General features: G+C 51.3%; 25 protein-coding genes. 18 read left to right on the forward strand and 7 right to left on the reverse strand.

From position 1 onward, the window contains the following. Positions 1–3 precede the first annotated feature (3 nt). From J3999_RS05120 to J3999_RS05165, 10 genes are all read left to right on the forward strand, one after another. A complete protein-coding gene (locus J3999_RS05120) occupies positions 4–738 on the forward strand; it encodes a 16S rRNA (uracil(1498)-N(3))-methyltransferase (protein WP_208126874.1) in 735 nt (244 codons plus the stop codon). A 218-nt stretch (positions 739–956) separates the two neighbouring features. After that, entirely contained in the window at positions 957–2,267 is a 1,311-nt protein-coding gene (gene gshA / locus J3999_RS05125; RefSeq protein WP_208126875.1) for a glutamate--cysteine ligase, read from the forward strand. An 11-nt stretch (positions 2,268–2,278) separates the two neighbouring features. After that, positions 2,279–3,241, forward strand: coding sequence for a glutathione synthase (gshB, locus tag J3999_RS05130; protein ID WP_208126876.1), 963 nt, complete (start codon positions 2,279–2,281; stop codon positions 3,239–3,241). Next, entirely contained in the window at positions 3,238–4,284 is a 1,047-nt protein-coding gene (locus J3999_RS05135) for an FAD:protein FMN transferase (RefSeq protein WP_243755316.1), read from the forward strand. Before gshB ends, J3999_RS05135 begins: the two co-directional genes overlap by 4 nt. A 7-nt stretch (positions 4,285–4,291) precedes the next feature. Beyond that, positions 4,292–4,858 (forward strand): YqgE/AlgH family protein, encoded by a 567-nt coding sequence (locus J3999_RS05140; protein WP_173284109.1) that lies wholly within the window; start codon positions 4,292–4,294, stop codon positions 4,856–4,858. Then, on the forward strand, positions 4,851–5,285 hold the full coding sequence (gene ruvX / locus J3999_RS05145; protein WP_208126877.1) for a Holliday junction resolvase RuvX: 435 nt from the start codon (positions 4,851–4,853) through the stop codon (positions 5,283–5,285). Before J3999_RS05140 ends, ruvX begins: the two co-directional genes overlap by 8 nt. A gap of 15 nt (positions 5,286–5,300) precedes the next feature. Next, positions 5,301–5,813: a bifunctional pyr operon transcriptional regulator/uracil phosphoribosyltransferase PyrR gene (gene pyrR / locus J3999_RS05150; protein WP_208126878.1), complete on the forward strand. Its 513-nt coding sequence runs from the start codon at positions 5,301–5,303 to the stop codon at positions 5,811–5,813. Then, complete coding sequence (locus tag J3999_RS05155) at positions 5,810–6,859, forward strand: aspartate carbamoyltransferase catalytic subunit (protein WP_208126879.1); 1,050 nt, start codon at positions 5,810–5,812, stop codon at positions 6,857–6,859. The genes pyrR and J3999_RS05155 overlap by 4 nt, the downstream gene beginning before the upstream one ends. Further along, positions 6,856–8,142 (forward strand): dihydroorotase, encoded by a 1,287-nt coding sequence (locus J3999_RS05160; RefSeq protein ID WP_208126880.1) that lies wholly within the window; start codon positions 6,856–6,858, stop codon positions 8,140–8,142. Before J3999_RS05155 ends, J3999_RS05160 begins: the two co-directional genes overlap by 4 nt. A 4-nt stretch (positions 8,143–8,146) precedes the next feature. Beyond that, the gene (locus J3999_RS05165; RefSeq protein ID WP_208126881.1) at positions 8,147–8,917 is read left to right on the forward strand and encodes a hypothetical protein; all 771 of its coding nucleotides are present in this window, start codon (positions 8,147–8,149) and stop codon (positions 8,915–8,917) included. Here J3999_RS05165 and J3999_RS05170 read toward each other — a convergent pair. The 3 genes from J3999_RS05170 to ppk2 form a co-directional block, all read right to left on the reverse strand. Continuing rightward, positions 8,914–9,144, reverse strand: coding sequence for a hypothetical protein (locus J3999_RS05170; protein ID WP_208126882.1), 231 nt, complete (start codon positions 9,142–9,144; stop codon positions 8,914–8,916). The two genes, J3999_RS05165 and J3999_RS05170, sit on opposite strands and share 4 nt — an antisense overlap. Positions 9,145–9,304: 160 nt before the next feature. Beyond that, complete coding sequence (locus J3999_RS05175; protein WP_208126883.1) at positions 9,305–9,535, reverse strand: hypothetical protein; 231 nt, start codon at positions 9,533–9,535, stop codon at positions 9,305–9,307. 20 nt (positions 9,536–9,555) lie between these two features. Next, positions 9,556–10,350, reverse strand: a complete 795-nt coding sequence (ppk2, locus tag J3999_RS05180) for a polyphosphate kinase 2 (protein ID WP_208126884.1) — start codon at positions 10,348–10,350, stop codon at positions 9,556–9,558. 192 nt (positions 10,351–10,542) lie between these two features. Between ppk2 and J3999_RS05185 the strand changes: the two genes are divergently transcribed. After that, entirely contained in the window at positions 10,543–11,271 is a 729-nt protein-coding gene (locus J3999_RS05185; protein ID WP_208126885.1) for a YggS family pyridoxal phosphate-dependent enzyme, read from the forward strand. A 233-nt stretch (positions 11,272–11,504) separates the two neighbouring features. Here J3999_RS05185 and J3999_RS05190 read toward each other — a convergent pair whose 3' ends face one another. Further along, the gene (locus tag J3999_RS05190) at positions 11,505–12,404 is read right to left on the reverse strand and encodes a hypothetical protein (protein ID WP_208126886.1); all 900 of its coding nucleotides are present in this window, start codon (positions 12,402–12,404) and stop codon (positions 11,505–11,507) included. 269 nt (positions 12,405–12,673) lie between these two features. On the opposite strand from J3999_RS05190, the gene proC reads away from it, so the two are divergent. The 7 genes from proC to J3999_RS05225 all read left to right on the forward strand — a co-directional run bounded on the left by proC (position 12,674) and on the right by J3999_RS05225 (position 18,897). After that, a complete protein-coding gene (proC, locus tag J3999_RS05195; RefSeq protein ID WP_208126887.1) occupies positions 12,674–13,501 on the forward strand; it encodes a pyrroline-5-carboxylate reductase in 828 nt (275 codons plus the stop codon). Then, entirely contained in the window at positions 13,501–14,088 is a 588-nt protein-coding gene (locus J3999_RS05200; protein ID WP_208126888.1) for a YggT family protein, read from the forward strand. The genes proC and J3999_RS05200 overlap by 1 nt, the downstream gene beginning before the upstream one ends. Beyond that, positions 14,085–15,230, forward strand: a complete 1,146-nt coding sequence (locus J3999_RS05205) for a homoserine O-acetyltransferase (RefSeq protein WP_208126889.1) — start codon at positions 14,085–14,087, stop codon at positions 15,228–15,230. Before J3999_RS05200 ends, J3999_RS05205 begins: the two co-directional genes overlap by 4 nt. A gap of 14 nt (positions 15,231–15,244) precedes the next feature. Then, entirely contained in the window at positions 15,245–15,844 is a 600-nt protein-coding gene (metW, locus tag J3999_RS05210; protein ID WP_371811860.1) for a methionine biosynthesis protein MetW, read from the forward strand. Between the two features lie 208 nt (positions 15,845–16,052). After that, positions 16,053–16,274: a FeoA family protein gene (locus tag J3999_RS05215; protein WP_208126891.1), complete on the forward strand. Its 222-nt coding sequence runs from the start codon at positions 16,053–16,055 to the stop codon at positions 16,272–16,274. Beyond that, positions 16,271–18,628 (forward strand): Fe(2+) transporter permease subunit FeoB, encoded by a 2,358-nt coding sequence (feoB, locus tag J3999_RS05220; RefSeq protein WP_208126892.1) that lies wholly within the window; start codon positions 16,271–16,273, stop codon positions 18,626–18,628. The genes J3999_RS05215 and feoB overlap by 4 nt, the downstream gene beginning before the upstream one ends. Then, positions 18,628–18,897 carry a FeoC-like transcriptional regulator gene (locus J3999_RS05225; RefSeq protein ID WP_208126893.1) on the forward strand — a complete coding sequence of 90 codons (270 nt, stop codon included), beginning with the start codon at positions 18,628–18,630 and terminating at the stop codon, positions 18,895–18,897. The genes feoB and J3999_RS05225 overlap by 1 nt, the downstream gene beginning before the upstream one ends. On the opposite strand, the gene J3999_RS05230 is transcribed toward J3999_RS05225, so the two are convergent. From J3999_RS05230 to J3999_RS05240, 3 genes are read right to left on the reverse strand one after another with little or no spacing between them, the layout of a single operon-like run. Beyond that, on the reverse strand, positions 18,894–19,823 hold the full coding sequence (locus J3999_RS05230) for a PilZ domain-containing protein (RefSeq protein ID WP_208126894.1): 930 nt from the start codon (positions 19,821–19,823) through the stop codon (positions 18,894–18,896). The two genes, J3999_RS05225 and J3999_RS05230, sit on opposite strands and share 4 nt — an antisense overlap. Positions 19,824–19,854: 31 nt before the next feature. Next, entirely contained in the window at positions 19,855–20,364 is a 510-nt protein-coding gene (locus J3999_RS05235; RefSeq protein ID WP_208126895.1) for a pyridoxamine 5'-phosphate oxidase family protein, read from the reverse strand. A 2-nt stretch (positions 20,365–20,366) separates the two neighbouring features. Beyond that, entirely contained in the window at positions 20,367–21,029 is a 663-nt protein-coding gene (locus tag J3999_RS05240; RefSeq protein WP_371811859.1) for an alpha/beta hydrolase, read from the reverse strand. Positions 21,030–21,058: the final 29 nt, after the last annotated feature.

Here is a 21,058-nt window from a genome sequence, read left to right on the forward strand (position 1 = left end):
ACGATGCGTATCCCTCGCCTCTATCTTCCGGCCGATTTCGCTCAAGGGGCGACTCTGTCTCTGAGTCGCGAACAGGCGCATTATGCTCTGACGGTACTGCGCCTGAAAGACGGTCACCCTCTGGAGCTGTTTGACGGCCAAGGTAATATCGCCCGGGCAAAGCTCGAGGTTATCGGGCGTCGGGAAGCAAACGTCATCCTTGAAGAGATCCATTGCGCGCACAACGAATCGCCTTTGAACAGCGTTCTGTTGCAGGGAATTTCCCGTGGCGACCGGATGGATTACAGCATTCAGAAAGCGGTCGAACTCGGCGTTACAGCGATTCTGCCGCTCTTTACCGAACGCTGTGAAGTCAAACTTAAGGGCGACAAGCTGGAAAAACGCCGCAGCCAGTGGCAGAGCATTGCAATCAATGCCTGCGAACAGTCCGGGCGTGCTTTTGTGCCGGAGATTTTGCCGATCACTAGCCTGAAAGATTTTTTTGCCGAAGCCTCGGAGCTGCAAGGAATTGTTTGCGATCCTTACGCCGAACAAACCCTGAAACAACTGGCCGCTCCGACCCCCGATACGCCCTTGCACATTCTGGTCGGTCCGGAAGGCGGTCTAAGCGACGAGGAAGTCGCGCTTGCAGTTCAGAACGGATTTGCCGCGACACGGCTTGGTCCACGAGTATTACGTACTGAAACGGCCGGACCGGCTATGTTGGCAATCGCGCAAAGCCTCTGGGGGGATATATAACCTCGTGCTGGTTCTGTTTGACTCTATCAGCCGGCACCCCTCAGACAATGAAGTATTCGGAATCCTCGCGGAATAAGCGCAGCCTGATAAGATTCATTATTACGCCATCATCTGCCGGCTTTATGCCTTCTTCGAATTCGTTATAATACTTAAATTCCCAATTTTGCTAACTTCGCCTCAGCCAATGCGCCCCCGAAGGCGAATAAAAGAGAGAAACCATGCCAGCAACTACCGTCGTTCCCCATTTGCAAACCGCCCTAACGGGTCCGCTACTTGAACTGGAAAGCCACCTACTCGCCCAGAGCCAGGAGATTGAAGCCTGGCTACGCAAGCAGTTCAAACAGACGCCGGCGCCTTTTTATGCATCAGTGGACCTGCGCAATGCCGGTTACAAGCTGGCACCGGTCGATACCAACCTCTTCCCGGCCGGCTTTAACAACCTGCATCCTGAAATCCGCTCTCTGGCCGTACACGCAGCACAGAGCACCATTACGCAGATCTGTCCGATCGCGGATGGCGTTCTGATTATTCCGGAAAACCATACACGCAACACTTTCTATCTGGAAAACCTGTTTTCTCTGAAAACCATCATTGAGACAGCCGGTTACGAAGTGCAGATCGGTTCACTGATGGAAGGCCTTGATGCCCCGATGATTATCGAACTGCCATCGGGCAATACACTGACACTGAAACCTTTGGTGCGCAAAGACAATCAGGTAGGCGTGGACGACTTTTTCCCTTGCGCGGTACTGCTTAACAACGACCTGTCAGGCGGCCGTCCGGCAATTCTCGAAAACATCGAACAAACACTGTTGCCGCCTCTGGATCTTGGCTGGGCCAGCCGCTATAAGACACACCACTTCCAGCATTATTCGGAAGTCACCGAAGCCTTTGCCAAGATCGTCAAGATCGATCCTTGGCTGATCACCCCGACCTCTGTTCAATGCGGTCCGGTGAATTTCAAAGAGCGCAGCGGCTTGGAAGATTTGGCCGAAACGGTCAATAAAGTACTTGCCGACACTCAGCAGTACTACGACACCCACAATATCGGCTGCAAACCATTTGCTATCGTTAAATCCGACAGCGGAACCTACGGCATGGCGATCATGTCGGTACAGAGCTCGGAAGACATCCTGAGCTTGAACCGAAAACAGCGCAATAAAATGTCCTCGGTCAAAGAGGGACTGCATGTCGAGCAGATGCTGGTTCAGGAAGGCGTTTACACCTACGAAGAGATCGACGGAGCCGTTGCCGAGCCGGTGGTTTATATGATCGGTAATCAGGTCGTCGGCAGTTTCTACCGCGTTCACACCGGAAAAGAAGCGACCGATAACCTGAACTCCCCGGGCATGCATTTCCAGCCTCTATCTTATGCCGAACCGGGCATTATGCCGGACGAGACGCAGCAGCCGGACTCGGCGCCTAACCGCTTCTACGCATACGGCGTTATTGCCCGGCTTGCGCTACTGGCAGCCGCCCGCGAAATCGCCGATGCCAAAGGCGATCTTCCGCCTTTGGAAATTCAGTAAGGGACAGGAAAATGATCCGACTTGGTATTGTCATGGACCCGATCGAAGGGATCAAACCCTATAAGGACAGTTCTTTTGCCATGCTGCTTGAAGCACAGCGACGCGGTTACGAGCTGCATTATATGCAACCGGAAGATCTGTATCTGAAGAACGGTCAGCCTTTTGCGACCACCAGTCTGCTCAAGGTATGGGATCGCGAAAAAAACGAGCAGTATTACGGCTTCGGAGCTTCTCAGGAATTGCCGCTCGGCGAGTTGGATATCATTCTTATCCGTCAGGACCCGCCGTTCAATAACGACTATCTGTACAGCACCCATATTCTGGAGCAGGCCGAAGCGCAAGGCGCTTTGGTGGTAAACAAGCCGCAAAGTCTGCGTGACGCCAATGAAAAACTGTTTGCCAGCTGGTTTCCGCACTGCATCCCGCAAACGCTGGTCAGTGCCGACCCGGACAAACTGCGCGCTTTCGTGCTCGAACACCAAGATACCATTTTCAAACCGCTGGATGCCATGGGCGGCGCTTCGATCTTTCGCGTTAAAGCCGGTGACCCGAACCTGAGCGTCATTATTGAGACCATGACCGATCACGGTAAACATCACATTATGGCGCAGATCTTTCTACCGGAAATCAAGCAGGGCGATAAACGGGTTCTACTGATAAACGGTGAGCCGATCGACTATACGCTGGCGCGTATTCCGCAGGAAGGCGAAACACGCGGCAATATCGCCGCCGGAGGTTCCGGCGTAGGCATGCCGATTACCGATCGCGAGCGCTGGCTTTGCGAACAGATCAAGCCGACACTGCAGGCAAAAGGGCTGTATTTTGTTGGCCTTGATGTCATCGGTGATTACATTACCGAAATCAATGTCACCAGTCCGACCTGTATTCGAGAGTTGGATGCACAATTCGGATTGAATATCGCCGGCACGCTTTTCGACGCTCTGGAGCAGCAATTAAACAAAGAGGCGCAATGAGTCGCGCTGCGAAACCAGCCCCGACGTTAAAACGCCGCCACCTGTTTAAAATGGCGGCAGCCGCAGGCTTTGCTTTCTCTTTTAGCGGCTGCTCCCGAAGCGAGTCAGCTTATGAGAGCCAGATTCTTATCTTCGGAACGGAAGTGGATATCAAAATCTACCATCCGGACAAATATGCGGTAAATGAAGCAATCGCCAGAATCAATCGCGACTTTCAAAAATTTCACCATGAATGGCACGCCTGGGAGCGAGGCGGGATCGTCAGTCGCATCAACGACGCTATAACCCGCAAACAGCCGATTGAAGTCGCCGAATCGGTAAAAACCTTCATTCTTAAATCACAACAGCTCAGCGAAGCCAGCGATTATCTGTTCGACCCCGCTATCGGCAAGCTTATCGCCTTATGGGGATTTCATTCTGAACAATGGCAAGGCCCGCCGCCGGATGACGGCGCAATCCGTAACTGGCTGGCGGAACGTCCGTCGATTAAAGATTTGTACTTTATCGGTCGCCGACTGTATAGCCACAACCCTCAGGTACAACTTGATTTCGGCGGCAATGCCAAAGGCCTCGCTCTCGACATGGCTTTACAAAGTCTGCAGAGAGCAGGCATTGAGCACGCTCTGGTCAGCATCGGCGGCGACATGAAGGCACTGGGGATAAAGCCCGGCAATCAACCATGGAAAGTCGCGATCAGCAATCCGCGCATCCCGGCCGAACCGATCGCCTCTCTGGCACTTTACGGGGAAGAGAGCGTTGTCACCTCCGGTACTTATCAGCGCTTCTTCGAATGGCAAGGTCAGCGCTATTCGCACATCCTAAACCCCAACACCGGTTATCCGGCGACAGGTTTCGCTTCGGTGACCGTAATTCACCCGGATGCAACGACCGCGGATGCAGCCGCTACCGCCCTGCTGATTGCCGGGCCGCAACAATGGCGTCACATCGCTGAACAGATGCAAATCGAGTACGCGTTATGCGTTGATTATTCTGGTCAAATCGAGCAAACAAAAGCGATGGAAAAACGCGCCAAACTGTTATAATTCGCTTATGAATCAGATGCACTCTCTCGAACACCATTTTCTGGTTGCCATGCCTTCTCTAGACAATAGCTGGTTTGAAAAATCGGTGATCTATATTGTCGAAGATAACGAGCATGGCACTATGGGACTGACCATTAATCTAGGCCATCAGCTGGACATTCGCACGCTTCTGGAACATTTCCACTACCATTACAACGAACGCAATCCACACTTGGATGAACAGGTGTTGCTGGGCGGCCCAGTGGATGTTGAAAGAGGTTTTATTCTGCACCAGCCCGCCGGAAGCTGGAAAAGTTCCATGCCGCTCAGAGACGGATTGGCAATGACCGTTTCCGACGATTTTCTACAGGCCGTCGGCGATGGCGAAGCGCCGGATAACTTCCTGGTTTGTCTCGGCTTTGCCGGCTGGGAGCCGGGGCAGCTGGCCGAAGAGTTGCAGGAAAACAGCTGGCTGACAATCCCCTATAACCAGAGTCTGCTGTTTGAAACTCCGGTCGAACAGCGCTGGGAAATCGCTTTAGGGACGCTCGGTATCTCTCCGGAATTTTTGAGCAGCGAGGCTGGCCATGCCTAAGAAAACGATTGAAGGCAATGTCATCGGTTTTGATTTCGGATTGCGCCGGATCGGCGTCGCGATAGGACAAACCATTACGCAAACCGCCTCTCCGGAAACCATTGTCGACAGCAGGGATGGCAAACCGGATTGGGATCGGATCACGGAGCTTTTCGAAAAATGGCAGCCAGCCGCGATTGTGGTCGGATTGCCTATGCGCCTGGACGGCAGCGAACAGCCTCTGACTCAGCCGGCACGGAAATTCGGGCAACGCCTGAGCGGCCGCTACGGCAAACCGGTTTTCTTTATCGAAGAGCAGTTGAGTTCGATCGAAGCGGAGCAGCGCCACGGCGCCAAAAAACAGCGTAAATCATCGCATATCGATGATCATGCGGCACAAATCATTCTAGAGAACTGGCTACAACAGACGGTTCCGTCAAATTCATAATTTAAGAGTACTGTCATGCAAGAACTGGATATCGACGTCAACGCCCTGATCGATAAAATGACCGCAGAGCTGAAGCCCCTTCTGAAAAAACACCCGGGCGCCAAAATGATCGGAATCCGCACCGGCGGAGAATGGATTGCACAATCCCTGCATCAACAGCTCGAACTGACAGACGAACTGGGTGTGATCGACATCTCCTTCTACCGCGACGACTTTTCGAAAATCGGCCTGAACCCAACGATCAAACCGTCGCACATTCCATGGGATGTCGAAGATCAGCATCTGATTCTGGTTGACGACGTCCTCTTTACCGGGCGTACCATACGCTCGGCGCTGAATGAGATTTTCGATTTCGGTCGCCCTGCCAGTGTCACTCTGGTTACCCTTCTGGATCGTAAAGGATGTCGTGAACTTCCTTTACAGGCGGATATTGTCGGTATGCCGCTTAAATGCGAACAGACACTAAAACTTACCGGCCCAGAACCCCTTAAAGTTATGATTTCCGAGCCAGCTGAGGTATCTGCATGAAAGCACGCTTGACCGCTCCGAATATTCAGTTAAACGAGCAGGGAAAACTGAAACACCTGCTCACTTTGGAAGGATTAAAACAGCAGCATCTGCTGGAGATCCTCGATACAGCGGAATCCTTTATCGATCCAAACAGCAATAAGATCAAAAAAGTACCGCTGCTGCGCGGCAAGAGCATAATGAATCTGTTCTTCGAGCCGAGTACGCGCACACGCACCACCTTCGAAATCGCTGAAAAGCGATTGTCAGCGGACATCGAGAGCCTGGATATCCAAACCTCGGCCACCAAAAAAGGTGAATCTCTGCTGGATACTTTATGGAATCTGCAGGCGATGCAGGCGGATATGTTTGTTATCCGTCACGCAGAAAGCGGCGCGGCGCATTTCTTTGCCCAGCACGTCGCCCCGCATGTCCACGTCCTGAACGCCGGTGACGGCCAGCACGCCCATCCGACTCAGGCGTTGCTGGATATGTTCACTATCCGTAAAAAGAAAGGCGATATCTTCGATCTTAAGGTCGCCATTATCGGCGACATTCTGCATTCGCGTGTAGTACGCTCGCAAATTCAGGCGCTGAGTATTCTGGAAGCTCGCGAAATCCGTGTAATCGGACCGAAAACCCTGCTGCCGGAAAATCCGGAAGCGCTTGGCGTGCATGTCTATCACGATATCGAGGAAGGCTTGCAGGACGTTGATGTCGTCATTATGGTGCGTCTGCAGAACGAACGCATGAAAAGCGCTCTGATCCCAAGTGAAAAAGAATTTTTCAAACGCTACGGTCTGACGGAAAAACGTCTTGCTTTAGCCAAACCGGATGCCATTGTCATGCACCCCGGCCCAATCAACCGCGGAGTGGAAATCGACTCGGCCGTCGCCGACGGTGCGCAATCGGTAATTCTCGAACAGGTTACCTACGGAATCGCCGTTCGCATGGCTGTGATGTCGATCATTATGAGCAACGCCGCTCAGCTGGCGCAACAGCAAGCAGAACAGCAGGAAAGAGAATTCAACTTAGAGAGTGAAGCCGAAGTGGAGGGAGCCCGATGAGACTCGCTATTCTGAATGCGCGCGTAATCGACCCGAGCCAAAATCTGGATAAAATCACCAGCATTTTTCTGTCACGTGGACGAATTGTCGAAATTGCCGATGAGGCTCCTGATGGATTCACTGCGGACCAAACCATTGACGCAAGCGGAAAATGGATCATTCCCGGGCTGGTTGACCTGCAGGCACGCCTTGGCGAACCCGGCAGCAGCTATGCCGGTTCGATCGCCAGCGAAACCCGAGCGGCTGTAGCCGGCGGCGTTACCACCATTTGCTGCCCGCCGGATACCAGCCCGGTTAACGACTCGCAAGCGGTCACCGAACTGATTCAACGTCGCGCCCGTCAGGCTGCAACCGCCTACGTCATGCCAATCGGCGCCCTGACCCAAGGACTCGAAGGCAAACTTCTCAGCGGGATCTATTCACTGGTTGAAGGCGGCTGTGTTGCACTAAGCCAGGCCAATCAACCGGTACAGAGCGCTCTGACGCTGAAAAATGCACTCGAATATACCGCCTCGTTGGATACGGTTATTATGCTGCGTTGCGAAGATCAGGACCTGAAAAACAATGGTGTGGCGCATGACGGGCCGGTCAGTTCTCGACTCGGTCTACCGGCAATTTCACCGTCCGCCGAAACGACGGCTTTGGCGCGCGATCTGATACTCGTGGAAGAAGCCGGAATCCGTGCACACTTTTCACAGCTCTCTTGCGCGCGCTCGGTCGAGATGATCGCCGAGGCGAAAAAACGTGGATTGCCAGTCACCTGCGACGTTGCCATCCACCAGTTACTGCTTTCGGAAATGGACGTTCTCGGCTTTAACAGTCTGTTCCATGTTTCTCCGCCGCTGCGCAGCCTCAAAGATCGTGACGCTCTGTTAGCCGGCGTTAAATCCGGTGTTATCGATGCGATTGTCAGTGATCACACCCCGTTGCACCGTGATGACAAACTACTGCCATTCGGAGAGAGCAAGCCTGGAATGATCGGTCTGGAAACTCTGCTGCCACTGGTTTTGAAACTGGTTCAGGAAAACCAGCTGGATCTGGATACTGCACTGAAAGCGGTCACCCACACCCCTGCCAGCATTTTAAACATCCCGACCGGCTCTTTGGAAAACGGCCGCCCGGCCGATCTGGTGATTATCGATCCGGAAGCGATCTGGACTTTTGAAGAAGACAAGATCGTCAGCGAAGGTAAAAACTCGCCGTTTGTCGGCTGGGAGTTTATCGGCAAAGTCGAACAGACCTTCTTCCAGGGCAGACCGGTATATAAAAATATCGAACTGTAACACGATGACAGAGAACACCATTGACCTAGCCATTCGCAGCGTCGATTGGCAGGAACAGTTAAATGGCTTTTCCCTGCTGACAGTTGAATGCGAAGCCGCTGATTACCCGAATCTTGCGGAAAACTTAAGCGGCATACAAGCGACTTTCAGCTTTATGCCGCAACTTCAGCTTGAACTTTTCTCTCAGCAGGTGCAAAACAACCGTATCCGACTGCAGTTCCTGACTCAGGACAACAAACCCGAGGGCTTCGATAGCGATGCTTTCGGGGCTGAATACCTTGTAATTCACTTGAGACCCTTCCCGCTACCCGCTTCGGAACAAAACGTCCTGTTACTCGGCGAAAACCTCTCCATGGCGGCTCTCTTCCCTTTAGCCAGACAACGTCAAAACGCTGTCGGCGCGACCTTGGCGCTATTGCATGCACAGCAGGGATTCCCGTTTGCGGTCAAACCGGCACGCTTTATGGTCGAGTCCACTCCACCCGAAGCGATCGGAGCCAGCGCACTGCTGGAAGACTGGAAAGTCGCCAACCGATTGAGCTCGGAAAGCTTTATTGCCGGATGTGCGCAGATGACACTCACGGAAATGCTGAATTACTGGCTGGAACAAATGCGGGAGAGCTTAAAAAAAGATGGGGAAAGTTGGTTGCTGTACCTCTCAGCCGGCGACTCAACGGTTCGCGAATGCCGCGGACTCGTCAAGGGGCTGGGAGAGAAGCTGACATTAATCAGCTTCAAAAGCTCGAATAAGCCAAGCGATGAACCGGGCAACTAACTCTTAATAAGCCGCAGCCCGACTAAAGCAAATACATACAGCACTGCTAAAAACAGCAGACTGCTTAAACCAAGAGCGGCTATCTGCATCAGAGTATGAATAAGGGAATTATCGCCTTGCATTATTTTCCCCAGCGGTTTCCAGATAATCCAACCCCAGAATACCAATCCTCCGAAAGCGGTCAGGAGAAGCAAGCCACCCTCCTTCCTATAGCGCTCTTTAATCATTAAATTCCCTTAATAAAAATAAGTATTTATCACATATTACCTACTTTTATCATGGGAATAAACAGGATTTTCGGACTGAAAAGCACGCAATTCGGCCGCAAAATACTTTTATCGGTAGATACTTTTATAAAACAAAATGAATTTATCCCAAAAGGAACAATCAGTTTTCGACTTTTTCGATTGAAGCCGCTGAATGACGGGTCTTTTTCGCCAAGGCTTCCATCTCTTTAGCCACATCATGCAGAACGCGCGACGCGGTCGAGCCGATCGCAGCCTCAACGAGAATCTGCAGTTCCTCGAAATTTTCTTCTTGAATAACTTGCAACTGCTCGTCACTCAGGCTGTTTTTAAACCCTTTGACGACTTCATAGGCGTGTTGTGAAATTTTCATGCGCTTTCCCCTATCTTCACTCAGTCTTCTTCAAAAATATCTTCGCCGCTGCTGACAATCAGCGGATCTACTTGAGCAACAACCTCTTCGTCTTTTCCCTCATAGGGAATCTGACTCAATATAAAGCGCATGGTTTCCAGGCGGGCGCGTTTCTTGTCGTTCGACTTGACGACCGTCCATGGGGCATGCAGCGTATTGGTATAAAAAAACATGTCTTCTTTGGCTTTGGTGTATTCATCCCAACGATCCAGTGACGCCAAATCCATCGGACTGAGCTTCCACTGCTTCAAAGGGTCTGTTTTACGAGCGTTAAAACGACGCAACTGCTCTTTACGACCGACCGAAAACCAGAATTTCATTAAACGGATACCGTCACTGACCAGCATGCGCTCAAACTCCGGTGTCTGATGCATAAACTGATTATATTGCGGCGGTGTGCAGAACCCCATCACTCGCTCCACTCCGGCGCGGTTGTACCAGGAACGGTCGAAGAGGACAATCTCTCCGCAGGTCGGCAATTCTTCGATGTAACGCTGAAAATACCACTGCCCTTTCTCTTTCTCATTGGGTTTATCAAGTGCAACCACTCTGGCACCACGCGGATTAAGGTGTTCCATGACTCTTTTGATCGTCCCACCTTTTCCGGCCGCGTCACGACCTTCGAACAACATCACGATACGTTCGTCATTCTCCTTGACCCAACGCTGTAATTTTAAAAGCTCAATCTGCAACAGTCGCTTGAGCTCTTCATATTCGTCGCGTTTGATTTTTTCGCTGTAGGGGTAGTTATTTTCACTGGAAATGACTTTCTTCATACGCGCACCTCAACTTTTACCGAAAATCCATTATCTAAGACTCAGTATACGCCCATGAAAGAGGCTTACCGCAGCTGTTACCGGCGAAGTTGAGCGAAGTTAAGGTTTCTCTGCCGGCCCGGTTTTCAAGTCAAACAAACGCGCGTTGAATCCGCTACAATTTAGTTTTTCACGGACACAAAGGATTCTACAATGAGCCTGCCGCAAGCAACGCCGCAACGCCAGCAACAGCTACAAGAGAATTTCCAAAAAGTTGAGCAGCGAATCGAGGAAGCCTGCCACAAAGCGGAACGCCCGAGAGAATCCGTGCAACTGCTGGCCGTCAGCAAAACCAAGCCGCTGGAAGACGTACTCAGCCTGGCCGCTATCGGACAGCAGGCTTTCGGAGAAAACTATCTTCAGGAAGCACTCGACAAAATTGCGCAAGCTCCGGATCTTGAGTGGCACTTCATCGGACCGATTCAATCCAATAAAACCCGACCGATTGCCGAAAACTTCGCTTGGGTACACAGCGTTGATCGCCTGAAAATTGCTCGTCGTCTGAGCGAACAACGCCCGCCAAACTCCGCCGCGTTGAAAATTCTTCTGGAAATCAATCTTGACGACGAATCCAGCAAAGCGGGATTCAATGAACATGACATTGAAGATGCCGTGAGCGAAGTTCTGCAAATGCCGCATATCGAATTGCGCGGCCTGATGGCGATCCCGATGATCCGCAGCGATTTTGCAGGACAAAGAGCGGTCTTCCGCCGGTTGAAAATTCTTCTGGACGCCCTACAGAAAAAATTTCCGGATGCCCGTCTGGATACTTTATCCATGGGGATGTCCGGCGATCTGGAGGCGGCAATTATGGAAGGCGCCACCTGGATTCGCATCGGGACCGACCTGTTCGGCGCGCGCGATTACGGCAGTAAAGCTTGAGCCGCAAAAATAAAAAAGCCGGTTGGGCGTTATCCACCCGACCGGCTGTTCTCCTTTTTGCAGTTTCATCCTTCAGAAAAGAATGAAATGGGTAATTTCTAACAAAACCTTAGCGTTACCTTTTTGGCAAAAGCCGCAAAATTCTATTGATTACCTCTATCTTTATTTAACGTCCGAAAAACGCCAAACTTTAGTTGTTTTCAGAAGAATCTCGCACTTTTTATCGTCGTATTTCAGGAAGCTGCACGCAGAGTTGCCATCGGCACATTAAACCCGTCCAGCTGACGATGAAAACTTTCCATACGCGCCAACCACATCTGCTCGCTACCCTGATCAGGAAAGCGTTGCGCAGCCACTTTAGCCGTCAATTGCACCCAGGTTTTCGAGGCATCCTCAAACCACTCATTCAGCGTTTCCAGAGCCAACTGCCACTTTTGATAATATTCGGGAAGCTGTTCCAGCGACGAAAACTTACTGACGCCGTTCACAGAGTGATTCACATCCTGTACCGCACCGTATTCTGCTATCGCAGCCTGTTGCTGTAACGAGCTGTAACTGACTGACTGCGTTAAGTTCAGTTGCATGCTCTGCAACTGACCGAAATCCATTTTCAATGTTTGTGCAGACTGCAGCGCCTGCTCCAGATTGCCACCGTAAAACTGATTGGCTATAGCATCAACCTGATCGAAGACCTCGAAAACCGCTTTCAACTCGTCCAGATCCAATTCCCCTTGAATACTGAACGCAAATCGTTCTTCAAACGCCATTGACTGCATGGTTTCCAGAGATTTATAGAACGCATTTCCCTGCGGCTGCTCCTCGGCATAGCGGGATTCTGCATACAGCATCTCTTTAAAGGATTGGTAAGAGGCGTACAACTGTCGAAAGTCGACTGTGACCTGATCCCCCTCTTTGGTGGTCAGTTGCAGGCTCATGCTTTCGCTGTACTGAAAAGACCTTTCGACCTGAACATCCGAAGCCACGAAACGGGTGTCGTCAAGATCATCTGCATAGCCGGCAGGCTGCGACCTTCCCGGAGAAGCGTCCTCCGAACCGGGCGCAAACAGATGTTTTCCGACCGAGGCATCTGCCAGTCGATTCAAAAAATCATTACCGGTAATCAAACTTAACATACACCACCTCAAATCACTGCGGGTCAATTTTGGCTTCGGCATCATCTTATAGCCGCCACTGAAAAGCTTAACGGCGCTGAGGGAAGATACTTTAACCGTTACGGAATCAGCCTGTTAGGGCGGCACGCATCCATCGATTGCCGAACACCGCAAAATAGCGCTCCAAAATCATGCAAAAACCCTGAGTAATTGGGCACTAGAGTGTAATTTTACCCGCAAGATGGCATATAATAACCGGCACTGAAATTTACCTAACAAGGCCGGATATTATGAACGCAAAAATCTGTTTTATCGGCGCCGGAAATATGGCAAAGAGTCTGATCGGCGGTTTGCTTGCCAGCGGCTACGAAGCGAAGAATATTATCGCCACCGACCCTTCCGAAGAGCAGCGTCAGGCACTTAGCAGTCAGTTTGCCATCGAAAGTTTTGCTGACAACAATGAAGCGCTGATGCACGCCGATATCGTCGTTCTGGCGGTAAAACCGCAAATTCTGCGCGATGTTTGCGCCGAAATCTCATCAACCGTTCAAGCTGGGTCACCTCTGGTTCTGTCTATCGCTGCCGGCATTCGCACTGACGATATCGATCGCTGGCTGGGTGGAAACCTAGCGATTGTTCGTACCATGCCGAATACTCCGGCTTTAATTCAGACCGGAGCAACCGGGCTTTTTGCCAACGCTCGCGTCAATAACGAACAGCAGAGTCAGGCGGAACACATTATGCGCGCGACCGGTTTGACCCTATGGGTTGATACAGAAGCGAAGATCGATGCGGTCACCGCCCTTTCCGGCAGCGGCCCTGCATACTATTTCCTGTTTATGGAAGCGATGGAAAACGCCGCGGAAAAATTGGGACTGGATCACAAAACCGCTCACCTTCTGACAATGCAGACCGCGTTGGGCGCGGCTAAAATGGTAATGGAAAGTCATCAGGACTGCGCTCAGTTGCGCGCCAATGTCACCTCGCCGAACGGCACCACACAAAAAGCGATCGAACATTTCGAGAGCAAAAACTTGCGTGAAATTGTTGAAGGCGCCATGACCGATGCCTACAAACGTGCTCAAGAACTGGCCGACGAATTGGGAGGCAACGCCTGATGGAAATGACATCGCCTTTAGGCCAGGGAGGCCTGTTTTTACTTCAGTTCACCGTCGGACTGGTGATTTTCGCTCTGATGCTGCGTTTCCTGATGCGTGCGACCTATGCAGACTGGAAACACCCCGTCGTAACCTTTATCGCCAAAGTGACCAACCCGCTGTGCGCAGCGGCAAACAAAGCCCTGCCGACCAAAGGACGCTGGGACTGGGCGGCGATTATTACCGCGCTGGCGATCTACGGCATTTTCGTATTTCTTATCGGACTGCTGACCAACCGAGATTTTGGTTTGCTCTTTATTGTTCTGACCTCGATCAGCGAAATCCTCAATCAGCTGCTGGATATGATGTTCTGGCTGATTATTATTCAGGTGATTTTAAGCTGGGTTTCGCCGCAGCCGAACCCGAACACGATCATCTTTATTCAGATGACTCAGCCGATTCTCGAACCGTTCCGCCGTCTGATTCCACCGATCAGCGGGCTGGATCTGTCGCCTATCGCGGCTATTGTCGCCATTAAACTGGTGCAGTATGTCATTGTCGGCTACATCACCCTCGCCGCCCAATCTATGATAGGAATGCCTGGATGAGTATTACCAATCCAACTGTCACACACTACCTTGCCGTTAACCAGCCGCTTCAATTGACCAGCGGTGCGACCCTGCCTGAATACGAACTGGCCTATGAAACTTACGGACAGCTCAACGAAGACAAATCGAATGCCATTCTGATCTGTCACGCCTTAAGCGGCGATCAGCATGTTGCCGGCATCGACGCCGACGGAAAAAAAGGCTGGTGGGACGGCTATATCGGACCTGGCAAGGTGATCGATACCGACAAGTTCTTTGTTGTTTGCTCCAATAACCTTGGAGGTTGTCGAGGCAGTACCGGTCCGACCAGTATTAATCCGCAAAGCGGGAAAGTGTATGGACCGGATTTTCCGATCGTCACCTGTAAAGACTGGGTGCAGAGCCAGAACCTGTTGCGCGAGCATTTCGACGTCGAACAGTGGGCGGCGCTGATCGGCGGTTCCATGGGCGGAATGCAGGTATTGCAATGGGCGATCGATTTCCCGGACAAGGTTCGGCATGCGATTGTCATCGCCGCCGCCCCTAAGCTTTCGGCACAGAATATCGCTTTCAACGAAGTCGCCCGCCGGGCAATCATGTCTGATCCGGACTTCCACGACGGTCGCTTCATCGAACACGACACCACCCCTAAACGCGGACTGACGCTGGCTCGAATGCTCGGTCATCTGACCTACCTGTCCGATGACATGATGGGCGTCAAATTCGGCCGCGAACTGCGTGAAGGCAAATTGCAATACAACTACGAAGTCGAATTCCAGGTCGAGAGTTACCTGCGCTATCAGGGCGAAAAGTTTGCTACCAAACAGAATTTCGATGCCAACACCTATCTGCTGATGACTAAGGCTCTGGATTATTTCGATCCTGCCGCCGATTTCGAGCATGACCTCAGCAAAGCGCTGGCTCAGGCGACGGCCAAATTCCTGGTCGTTTCTTTCACTTCCGATTGGCGTTTTTCGCCGCAGCGCTCGCACGAAATTGTCAAAGCGTTGCTGGATAACGATGCCGATGTCAGTTATGCCGAAGTCAAATCCGAACACGGCCACGATGCCTTCCTGCTGCCAAACCCGCACTACGAAGGGGTTTTCCGGAACTATATGGAGCGTGTTCATCGGGACACCCTTGCAGTGGAGGCGCAAAAATGAGTCAAGGAAAAATCATTTCCAATGAGTTCAAGTTGATTTCCAACTGGATTCAACCCGACAGCCGCGTACTGGATCTGGGCTGCGGCGACGGCGAATTGCTGAATTATCTGATCAAAACCCATAACGTCAACGGCTACGGCATGGAGCTGGATCCGGATAAAACAACTCAGGCGCTGGGCAATGGCATCAATGTCATTCAGACGGATCTGAACAGTTATGATCTGACCTATTATTTTGACGAGGATTCCTTCGACTATGTCATCATGACACAAGCTCTTCAGGTGGTCAGCCGTCCGGATGAGCTGCTGGAAGAAATGCTCAGCATCGGCAAAAACTGCATTATCACCTTCCCGAATTTCGGTCACTGGCGGAACCGTGCGCAACTGATGTTCGGCGGCACCATGCCGGAAACTGAAACGTTGCCTTACCACTGGTTCGACACACCGAATATTCATATGTGCACCTTCAAGGATTTCGAAAAGCTGTGTGACGACAAACACATCAAGGTAGTTGCACGCACCGTGGTCAACAGCGAACATGAGAGTTCTCTCGGGATGCGAATTGCTCCGAACCTTCTGGGCGAAGTGGCACTCTATCAGATTCGTAAAAAGTGAATCTTCTCTGCAAACGGCAGCGGAACCCCTTCCTCTCGCCGTTTTGCAGGTTATCTCACGCGATTTCTTTATCTATTCAGCTTTCTTTCATAGTTCATCCCCGTCTCGCGATTGAGCTTTAGATTAGAGTTTGCTAAAATTCGCAAATAATAATTATTATCATTTATTTTTCCGGTTTAGCGAAACCGCATAATTTTCGAGAGATTACATGCTGCTATCAGAATGTACCAATGGACAGATCGCCCAGATCACTCATCTTAAAGGCGAAGTCGAGATGAAAATGCGCCTGGTCAATCTCGGCTTTCACACCCATAGTGTGGTCGAATTGCTTATGATCCGCGGCAACAATTTGGTCATTACCGTTGATGGCAGCCGTTTCGCTCTCGACAAGCAGATTGCCGAACTGGTTGAAGTCGAGCCGTTATCATGACCGTTTTAGCCCGCAATTCAAAAAGCAAATCCCAGTTTGCCCTGCAGCATAATGTACAGGTTGCTCTGATCGGCAGCCCTAACTGCGGAAAAACTACCCTATTCAACCGCCTGACCGGTTCGCAGCAGACAACCGGAAATTGGCCCGGGGTTACAGTTGAGCAGAAATCCGGCTATTTCAAATTGAACAATCAGAACTACCACCTGATTGATCTGCCCGGAGTATACAGCCTCGATCTGTCCAACCATTCCGGTCTGGACGAGAAAGTCGCCTGTAATTTCCTGCAGTGTCAGCCGGCCGATCTGATTATTAATGTAGTGGACGCAACCAGTCTTGAGCGTCAGCTTTTCCTGACAGCGCAACTGCTGCACATGGGTCTGCCGGTGGTCGTTGTTCTCAACCGTATGGATCTGCTTAAAGAGCGTAACCTGCATATCGATATCGACAAGCTTTCCGAACAGTTGCACTGTCCGGTCATTCCGATTTCGGCTTATCTCAATAAGGGAATCGATCAACTCAAGCAGCAGCTGCCACAGTATCTTAACCACCGTGTCGATCTGCATTTCGACCTGCCGGATGTTCTGCATAACAGCGTCCATCAGGTGCGCGACTCGCAAGGTCTGGAAAGCGAAGATTCGGTCGGAGAATCGTGCTGGAAAACGCTGCAGATGCTGATTCATCCGCATACTGCTGACACGGCACTGCAGAGTTTCTGTATCGCCGAAAAACAACGTTTGGAAGAATATTATCAGGAAGATCTAGCGCTGATCGCAGCGGATCTGTATTTTCAATTTGCGCATGATGCCGCACATGCCAGTGAAATCCGTACCGACCAATTCACCCGCAATACGACCGACAGTATTGACCGCTGGGTACTGCATCCTATCTGGGGCCTGCCGATCTTTTTCGGAATTATGTATCTGCTGTTCGCGGCTTCGATTGCGGTCGGTAACGTCTTTATCGACTTTTTCGATCTCGGCGCTCAGGCACTGTTTGTCGACGGCACCGCTAATTTTCTCGGCTGGCTCGGTTCCCCCGAATGGCTAACCTCGCTGATTGCCAACGGCATCGGCGGCGGCGTGCAGGTTGTCGCCACCTTTATTCCGGTCATCGGAGCCCTGTATCTTCTGCTTTCGATCCTCGAAGACACCGGTTACATGCAGCGCGCCGCCCTGATTATGGATAACTTTATGCGTCGCCTCGGTTTGTCCGGTCAGGCGCTGGTCCCATTAGTAATCGGTTTCGGCTGCAACATTCCGGCGGTACTGGCCAGCCGGACGCTACCGGCACAGCAGGATCGAATCAAAACCATTATGATGACCCCTTTCATGTCATGCAGTGCCCGACTGACGGTGTATGTCATGTTCGCCACCGCCTTCTTTGAAGAAAATGCCGCGCTAATTGTCTTTTCGCTGTATATGACCGGTATTTTGGCGGCGGTTCTGACCGCCTGGATGCTGAAGAAAACCCTGCTTAGCGGCCAGGCTCGCCCGTTGCTGATGGAACTGCCGATCTATCATAAGCCGACTGTGCTGAATGTGCTGATCAACACCCGTAATCGCCTGAAAAGCTTTATTCTCGACGCCGGTAAGGTCATCGTCATCGTCGTACTGATTCTGAACGTACTTAACAGCCTCGGTACAGACGGTACCTTTGGACATGACAATCAGGAAACCTCGGTTTTGAGCAGTATTGCCAAGAGCGCGACCCCGATAGTCGAACCACTGGGAATTACGGAAGAGAACTGGCCTGCGACCGTCGGATTGTTTACCGGTCTGCTGGCTAAAGAAGTGGTCGTCGGCTCGCTTGACGCTCTCTACCAGCAACAGAATATCGAGTTGGACAGCGCCGCCGAATTCAGTCTGAGCAGCAGTTTAAAAGAAGCCTGGCAGACAATACCGGATAATCTGAGCGGCATCTTCGGCGATATTTCCGACCCGCTGGGCCTGCAATCGATCGAATCGGTGCATGACAAGGTGGCAATTGCCGAAGAACAGGGCTTCAGCCTGAGCACTCTGGATAAGATGGTCAACTCCTTCCAGGGCGCTATCGGTGCCTACGCCTATCTGCTGCTGATTCTTCTGTATTTCCCGTGTGTTGCGACCTTCGGGGCAATTAAACAGGAGCTTGGCTGGCGCTGGGCTTTAACCAGCGGAGCCTGGAGTCTCTTCCTTGGCTACGCCGTGGCGGTGAGTTTTTACCAGATCGCGACTTTCAGTCAGCATCCGAGCGCTTCGAGCGTCTGGCTAGGGGTATTCGCCTCGATTTTCGCAATGATCTGGTTTACCCTGAAATCGATCGGAAGGAAAACGGCGGGCGCGCCTTTGGAAAAAACCTCGGGAGGGAAGGCTTAATGATTCTGTTAGACATTAAACGCTATATCCGCCAAAGAGAAAGGGTCAGTCTGGACGATATTATCAATCGCTTCGACTTGAGCCAGGACGCTGCAGAAGGTTTATTGCAGCCTTTGATCAGTCAGGGACATATCCAGTCGCTGTCCGCCAGCTGTTCGACCGGACGCTGCAGCAGCGCCTGTCAAAGCAATCAGACCTACTATCAATGGCTCGATAACAAACTGCGCCAGCTTAACTTCCCGGTTCAGTTACACGCGAACAACGTCTAAACCCAGCTGCTAATCACCGGCACTTTCTGCATCGCCTGGCGAACTTCCTGGTGTTGCAGAAAGCGATCAATGTCCAGTTGCGTTCTACTGGAAGGCATAATAAATTCAATCGCCGTACGGAACTGTTCGCCTTCGGTCGAGCGGATCTTACGCGAATACAACACCTTGCCTTTGACCATAACAACCCGGTCTAGTTCCATAAAGACATTTACCTGCTCGAGCACTTTGAAAGGATTGGCGGACACAAATCCCAGACCGCCGGAACTGAGATTGATCATTCTTTTCGGCCATTGTTCGGGGTGAGAAATCGGAGCATAGGCTCTTTTAAGAAGATTATAGAGCGCGTTGAGCTGGTTATATTTGCGGATCAATGCATCCAGCACGACCGCCGCCGTCATCCCCTGAGCAACCAGCTGCTCAAGGTTGGAGACATAAAAATGCACATCAAAATCTTCTCTCTCAGCCTGCGGAAAGATAAACAGCCCCTCGTCCAGAGAGTGTTCGATACTCTCTTTCAGGGAACTCAATTCTTCCTCCAGTTCGGCATACAGTCCGGCAACTAGGTGACTGGTCGGCGAATCCTTCTTCACCTCCGGCGGTAAATATTTCAGATCGTCGCGGGCACGGTACTTATATTCTGCATGCGCACGCGGGTTTTGTTGATCCAGCAACTGCTGCAAGAGCCAGAAAAAATAGTTCAGACGATGATTTATGCTCGAAAACAGCGGATACAAAGGTGCTCCGCGAGTGGAAAGCTCCTCAAGCAGTTGATCGACGGTTATATTCAAACTTTCGATTTTTCTTTGCAGAGCGGTACTTTGCGGCCCTTTCAGCTGCTGTAATGTCTGCTTCCATTCCGACGATTCCCGTTGCAGGTAAATATGAATCGGCACATCAAAACGGAAAAAACGACGTCCATTTCCCATGAGTTATCCAAATAACGACTTAAATGCTTTTCTAACGACCTTTCTGCAATCGCGGCAAGCCATCCAGACCATCTTCAAGAAGATAGGCTTGGGCAAAGCCACGGACATACACCGCTTTGGTCACCTTGAGCCGGAAAAGCGAAAAATCCGGCAATGTCTGCAGCGTAGCAATAATGTCGCCAAAACGCTTCTCAAAACGCAACATCCATTCAACAAATTGTGCATCGTCACGCTTGATAAGCGCAACCTGCATCTCAAGACTCAAACGTTCGCGTGCATAAATCTGCTCGCACTCTGCTTCGTCCGCCAGAATCATTCCGGAAATTTCGCACTGTCCCGCTTCGACACACTGCAACAGATTGCCGGTATGTTCCGCCAAAGCGCTGACAAATATTGCCAACTCGCCCTGATCGTTGAAGGCAAACGGTGTCTGGCTGCTGTGCAGTTTTCCTTCGCTATTCTGAGTACTGAGTACCAGCGTCTTTTTGGATTGCCAGAAGTCGCGGCATGCCTGCTGAATTTTTGCATCCGGCTGGGTCATGATCAAACCCCTCTTTGTTGCAGCCATTCTCCGATCTTGAGCAACTGCTGAGCACATACCTGATGCGCCATAGGATAAGTATGCCACTCAACCTGATAACCGCCTTTTTCAATCGTGGCGCGGGACGCTTCTGCAGAAGCAAGAGGCACAACCGGATCGTTTAGCCCATGCATCATTAAAATCGGCATTTTGCGGTGCAGGTAAAACTGCTCGGCCATCGGGCAATAGGTTGAAAGGCCCATTACACCTCCGAGTTCATACTGGCCGCTCAAAGCGGCATGCAGTGCGACCAGCCCGCCCTGAGAAAAACCGGCAAGAATAATATCTTCAGCGGCAACCCCCTGCTTAAGCTGATTTTCAATCAACTCGAATACCCGATAACAGGCGACACGAATACCGGCGGCATCGACATCGTTCATCAGATCTTCGCTGCGGATGTCGTACCAGGAATGCATTTGCATTCCGCCATTGATGGTAACCGGATTGATTGGCGCATGCGGAAAAATAAAACGAATGCCGTGGTCTTCGGGCAGACCGAGTTGCGGAACGACCGGTTCAAAATCGTGGCCGTCCGCGCCCAGCCCATGCAGCCAGATAACCGTTTTTCGTACTTTACCCTGCGGTTCGATCAGAACCGGCGGTTCCTGTTTCAGTTGTGCAAACACGCTTTATTCCTTAATTTCCTGCTGTATTT

This window comes from Thiomicrorhabdus sp. 6S3-12 (assembly GCF_017571475.1).
GTDB lineage: Bacteria > Pseudomonadota > Gammaproteobacteria > Thiomicrospirales > Thiomicrospiraceae > Thiomicrorhabdus.

What these genes read in the sequence shown, in the direction of transcription:
- J3999_RS05120 (WP_208126874.1), top strand. Translation starts at nt 4, where the DNA reads ATGCGTATCCCTCGCCTCTATCTTCCGGCCGATTTCGCTCAAGGGGCG.
- gshA (WP_208126875.1), top strand. Translation starts at nt 957, where the DNA reads ATGCCAGCAACTACCGTCGTTCCCCATTTGCAAACCGCCCTAACGGGT.
- gshB (WP_208126876.1), top strand. Translation starts at nt 2,279, where the DNA reads ATGATCCGACTTGGTATTGTCATGGACCCGATCGAAGGGATCAAACCC.
- J3999_RS05135 (WP_243755316.1), top strand. Translation starts at nt 3,238, where the DNA reads ATGAGTCGCGCTGCGAAACCAGCCCCGACGTTAAAACGCCGCCACCTG.
- J3999_RS05140 (WP_173284109.1), top strand. Translation starts at nt 4,292, where the DNA reads ATGAATCAGATGCACTCTCTCGAACACCATTTTCTGGTTGCCATGCCT.
- ruvX (WP_208126877.1), top strand. Translation starts at nt 4,851, where the DNA reads ATGCCTAAGAAAACGATTGAAGGCAATGTCATCGGTTTTGATTTCGGA.
- pyrR (WP_208126878.1), top strand. Translation starts at nt 5,301, where the DNA reads ATGCAAGAACTGGATATCGACGTCAACGCCCTGATCGATAAAATGACC.
- J3999_RS05155 (WP_208126879.1), top strand. Translation starts at nt 5,810, where the DNA reads ATGAAAGCACGCTTGACCGCTCCGAATATTCAGTTAAACGAGCAGGGA.
- J3999_RS05160 (WP_208126880.1), top strand. Translation starts at nt 6,856, where the DNA reads ATGAGACTCGCTATTCTGAATGCGCGCGTAATCGACCCGAGCCAAAAT.
- J3999_RS05165 (WP_208126881.1), top strand. Translation starts at nt 8,147, where the DNA reads ATGACAGAGAACACCATTGACCTAGCCATTCGCAGCGTCGATTGGCAG.
- J3999_RS05170 (WP_208126882.1), bottom strand. Translation starts at nt 9,144, where the DNA reads ATGATTAAAGAGCGCTATAGGAAGGAGGGTGGCTTGCTTCTCCTGACC.
- J3999_RS05175 (WP_208126883.1), bottom strand. Translation starts at nt 9,535, where the DNA reads ATGAAAATTTCACAACACGCCTATGAAGTCGTCAAAGGGTTTAAAAAC.
- ppk2 (WP_208126884.1), bottom strand. Translation starts at nt 10,350, where the DNA reads ATGAAGAAAGTCATTTCCAGTGAAAATAACTACCCCTACAGCGAAAAA.
- J3999_RS05185 (WP_208126885.1), top strand. Translation starts at nt 10,543, where the DNA reads ATGAGCCTGCCGCAAGCAACGCCGCAACGCCAGCAACAGCTACAAGAG.
- J3999_RS05190 (WP_208126886.1), bottom strand. Translation starts at nt 12,404, where the DNA reads ATGTTAAGTTTGATTACCGGTAATGATTTTTTGAATCGACTGGCAGAT.
- proC (WP_208126887.1), top strand. Translation starts at nt 12,674, where the DNA reads ATGAACGCAAAAATCTGTTTTATCGGCGCCGGAAATATGGCAAAGAGT.
- J3999_RS05200 (WP_208126888.1), top strand. Translation starts at nt 13,501, where the DNA reads ATGGAAATGACATCGCCTTTAGGCCAGGGAGGCCTGTTTTTACTTCAG.
- J3999_RS05205 (WP_208126889.1), top strand. Translation starts at nt 14,085, where the DNA reads ATGAGTATTACCAATCCAACTGTCACACACTACCTTGCCGTTAACCAG.
- J3999_RS05215 (WP_208126891.1), top strand. Translation starts at nt 16,053, where the DNA reads ATGCTGCTATCAGAATGTACCAATGGACAGATCGCCCAGATCACTCAT.
- feoB (WP_208126892.1), top strand. Translation starts at nt 16,271, where the DNA reads ATGACCGTTTTAGCCCGCAATTCAAAAAGCAAATCCCAGTTTGCCCTG.
- J3999_RS05225 (WP_208126893.1), top strand. Translation starts at nt 18,628, where the DNA reads ATGATTCTGTTAGACATTAAACGCTATATCCGCCAAAGAGAAAGGGTC.
- J3999_RS05230 (WP_208126894.1), bottom strand. Translation starts at nt 19,823, where the DNA reads ATGGGAAATGGACGTCGTTTTTTCCGTTTTGATGTGCCGATTCATATT.
- J3999_RS05235 (WP_208126895.1), bottom strand. Translation starts at nt 20,364, where the DNA reads ATGACCCAGCCGGATGCAAAAATTCAGCAGGCATGCCGCGACTTCTGG.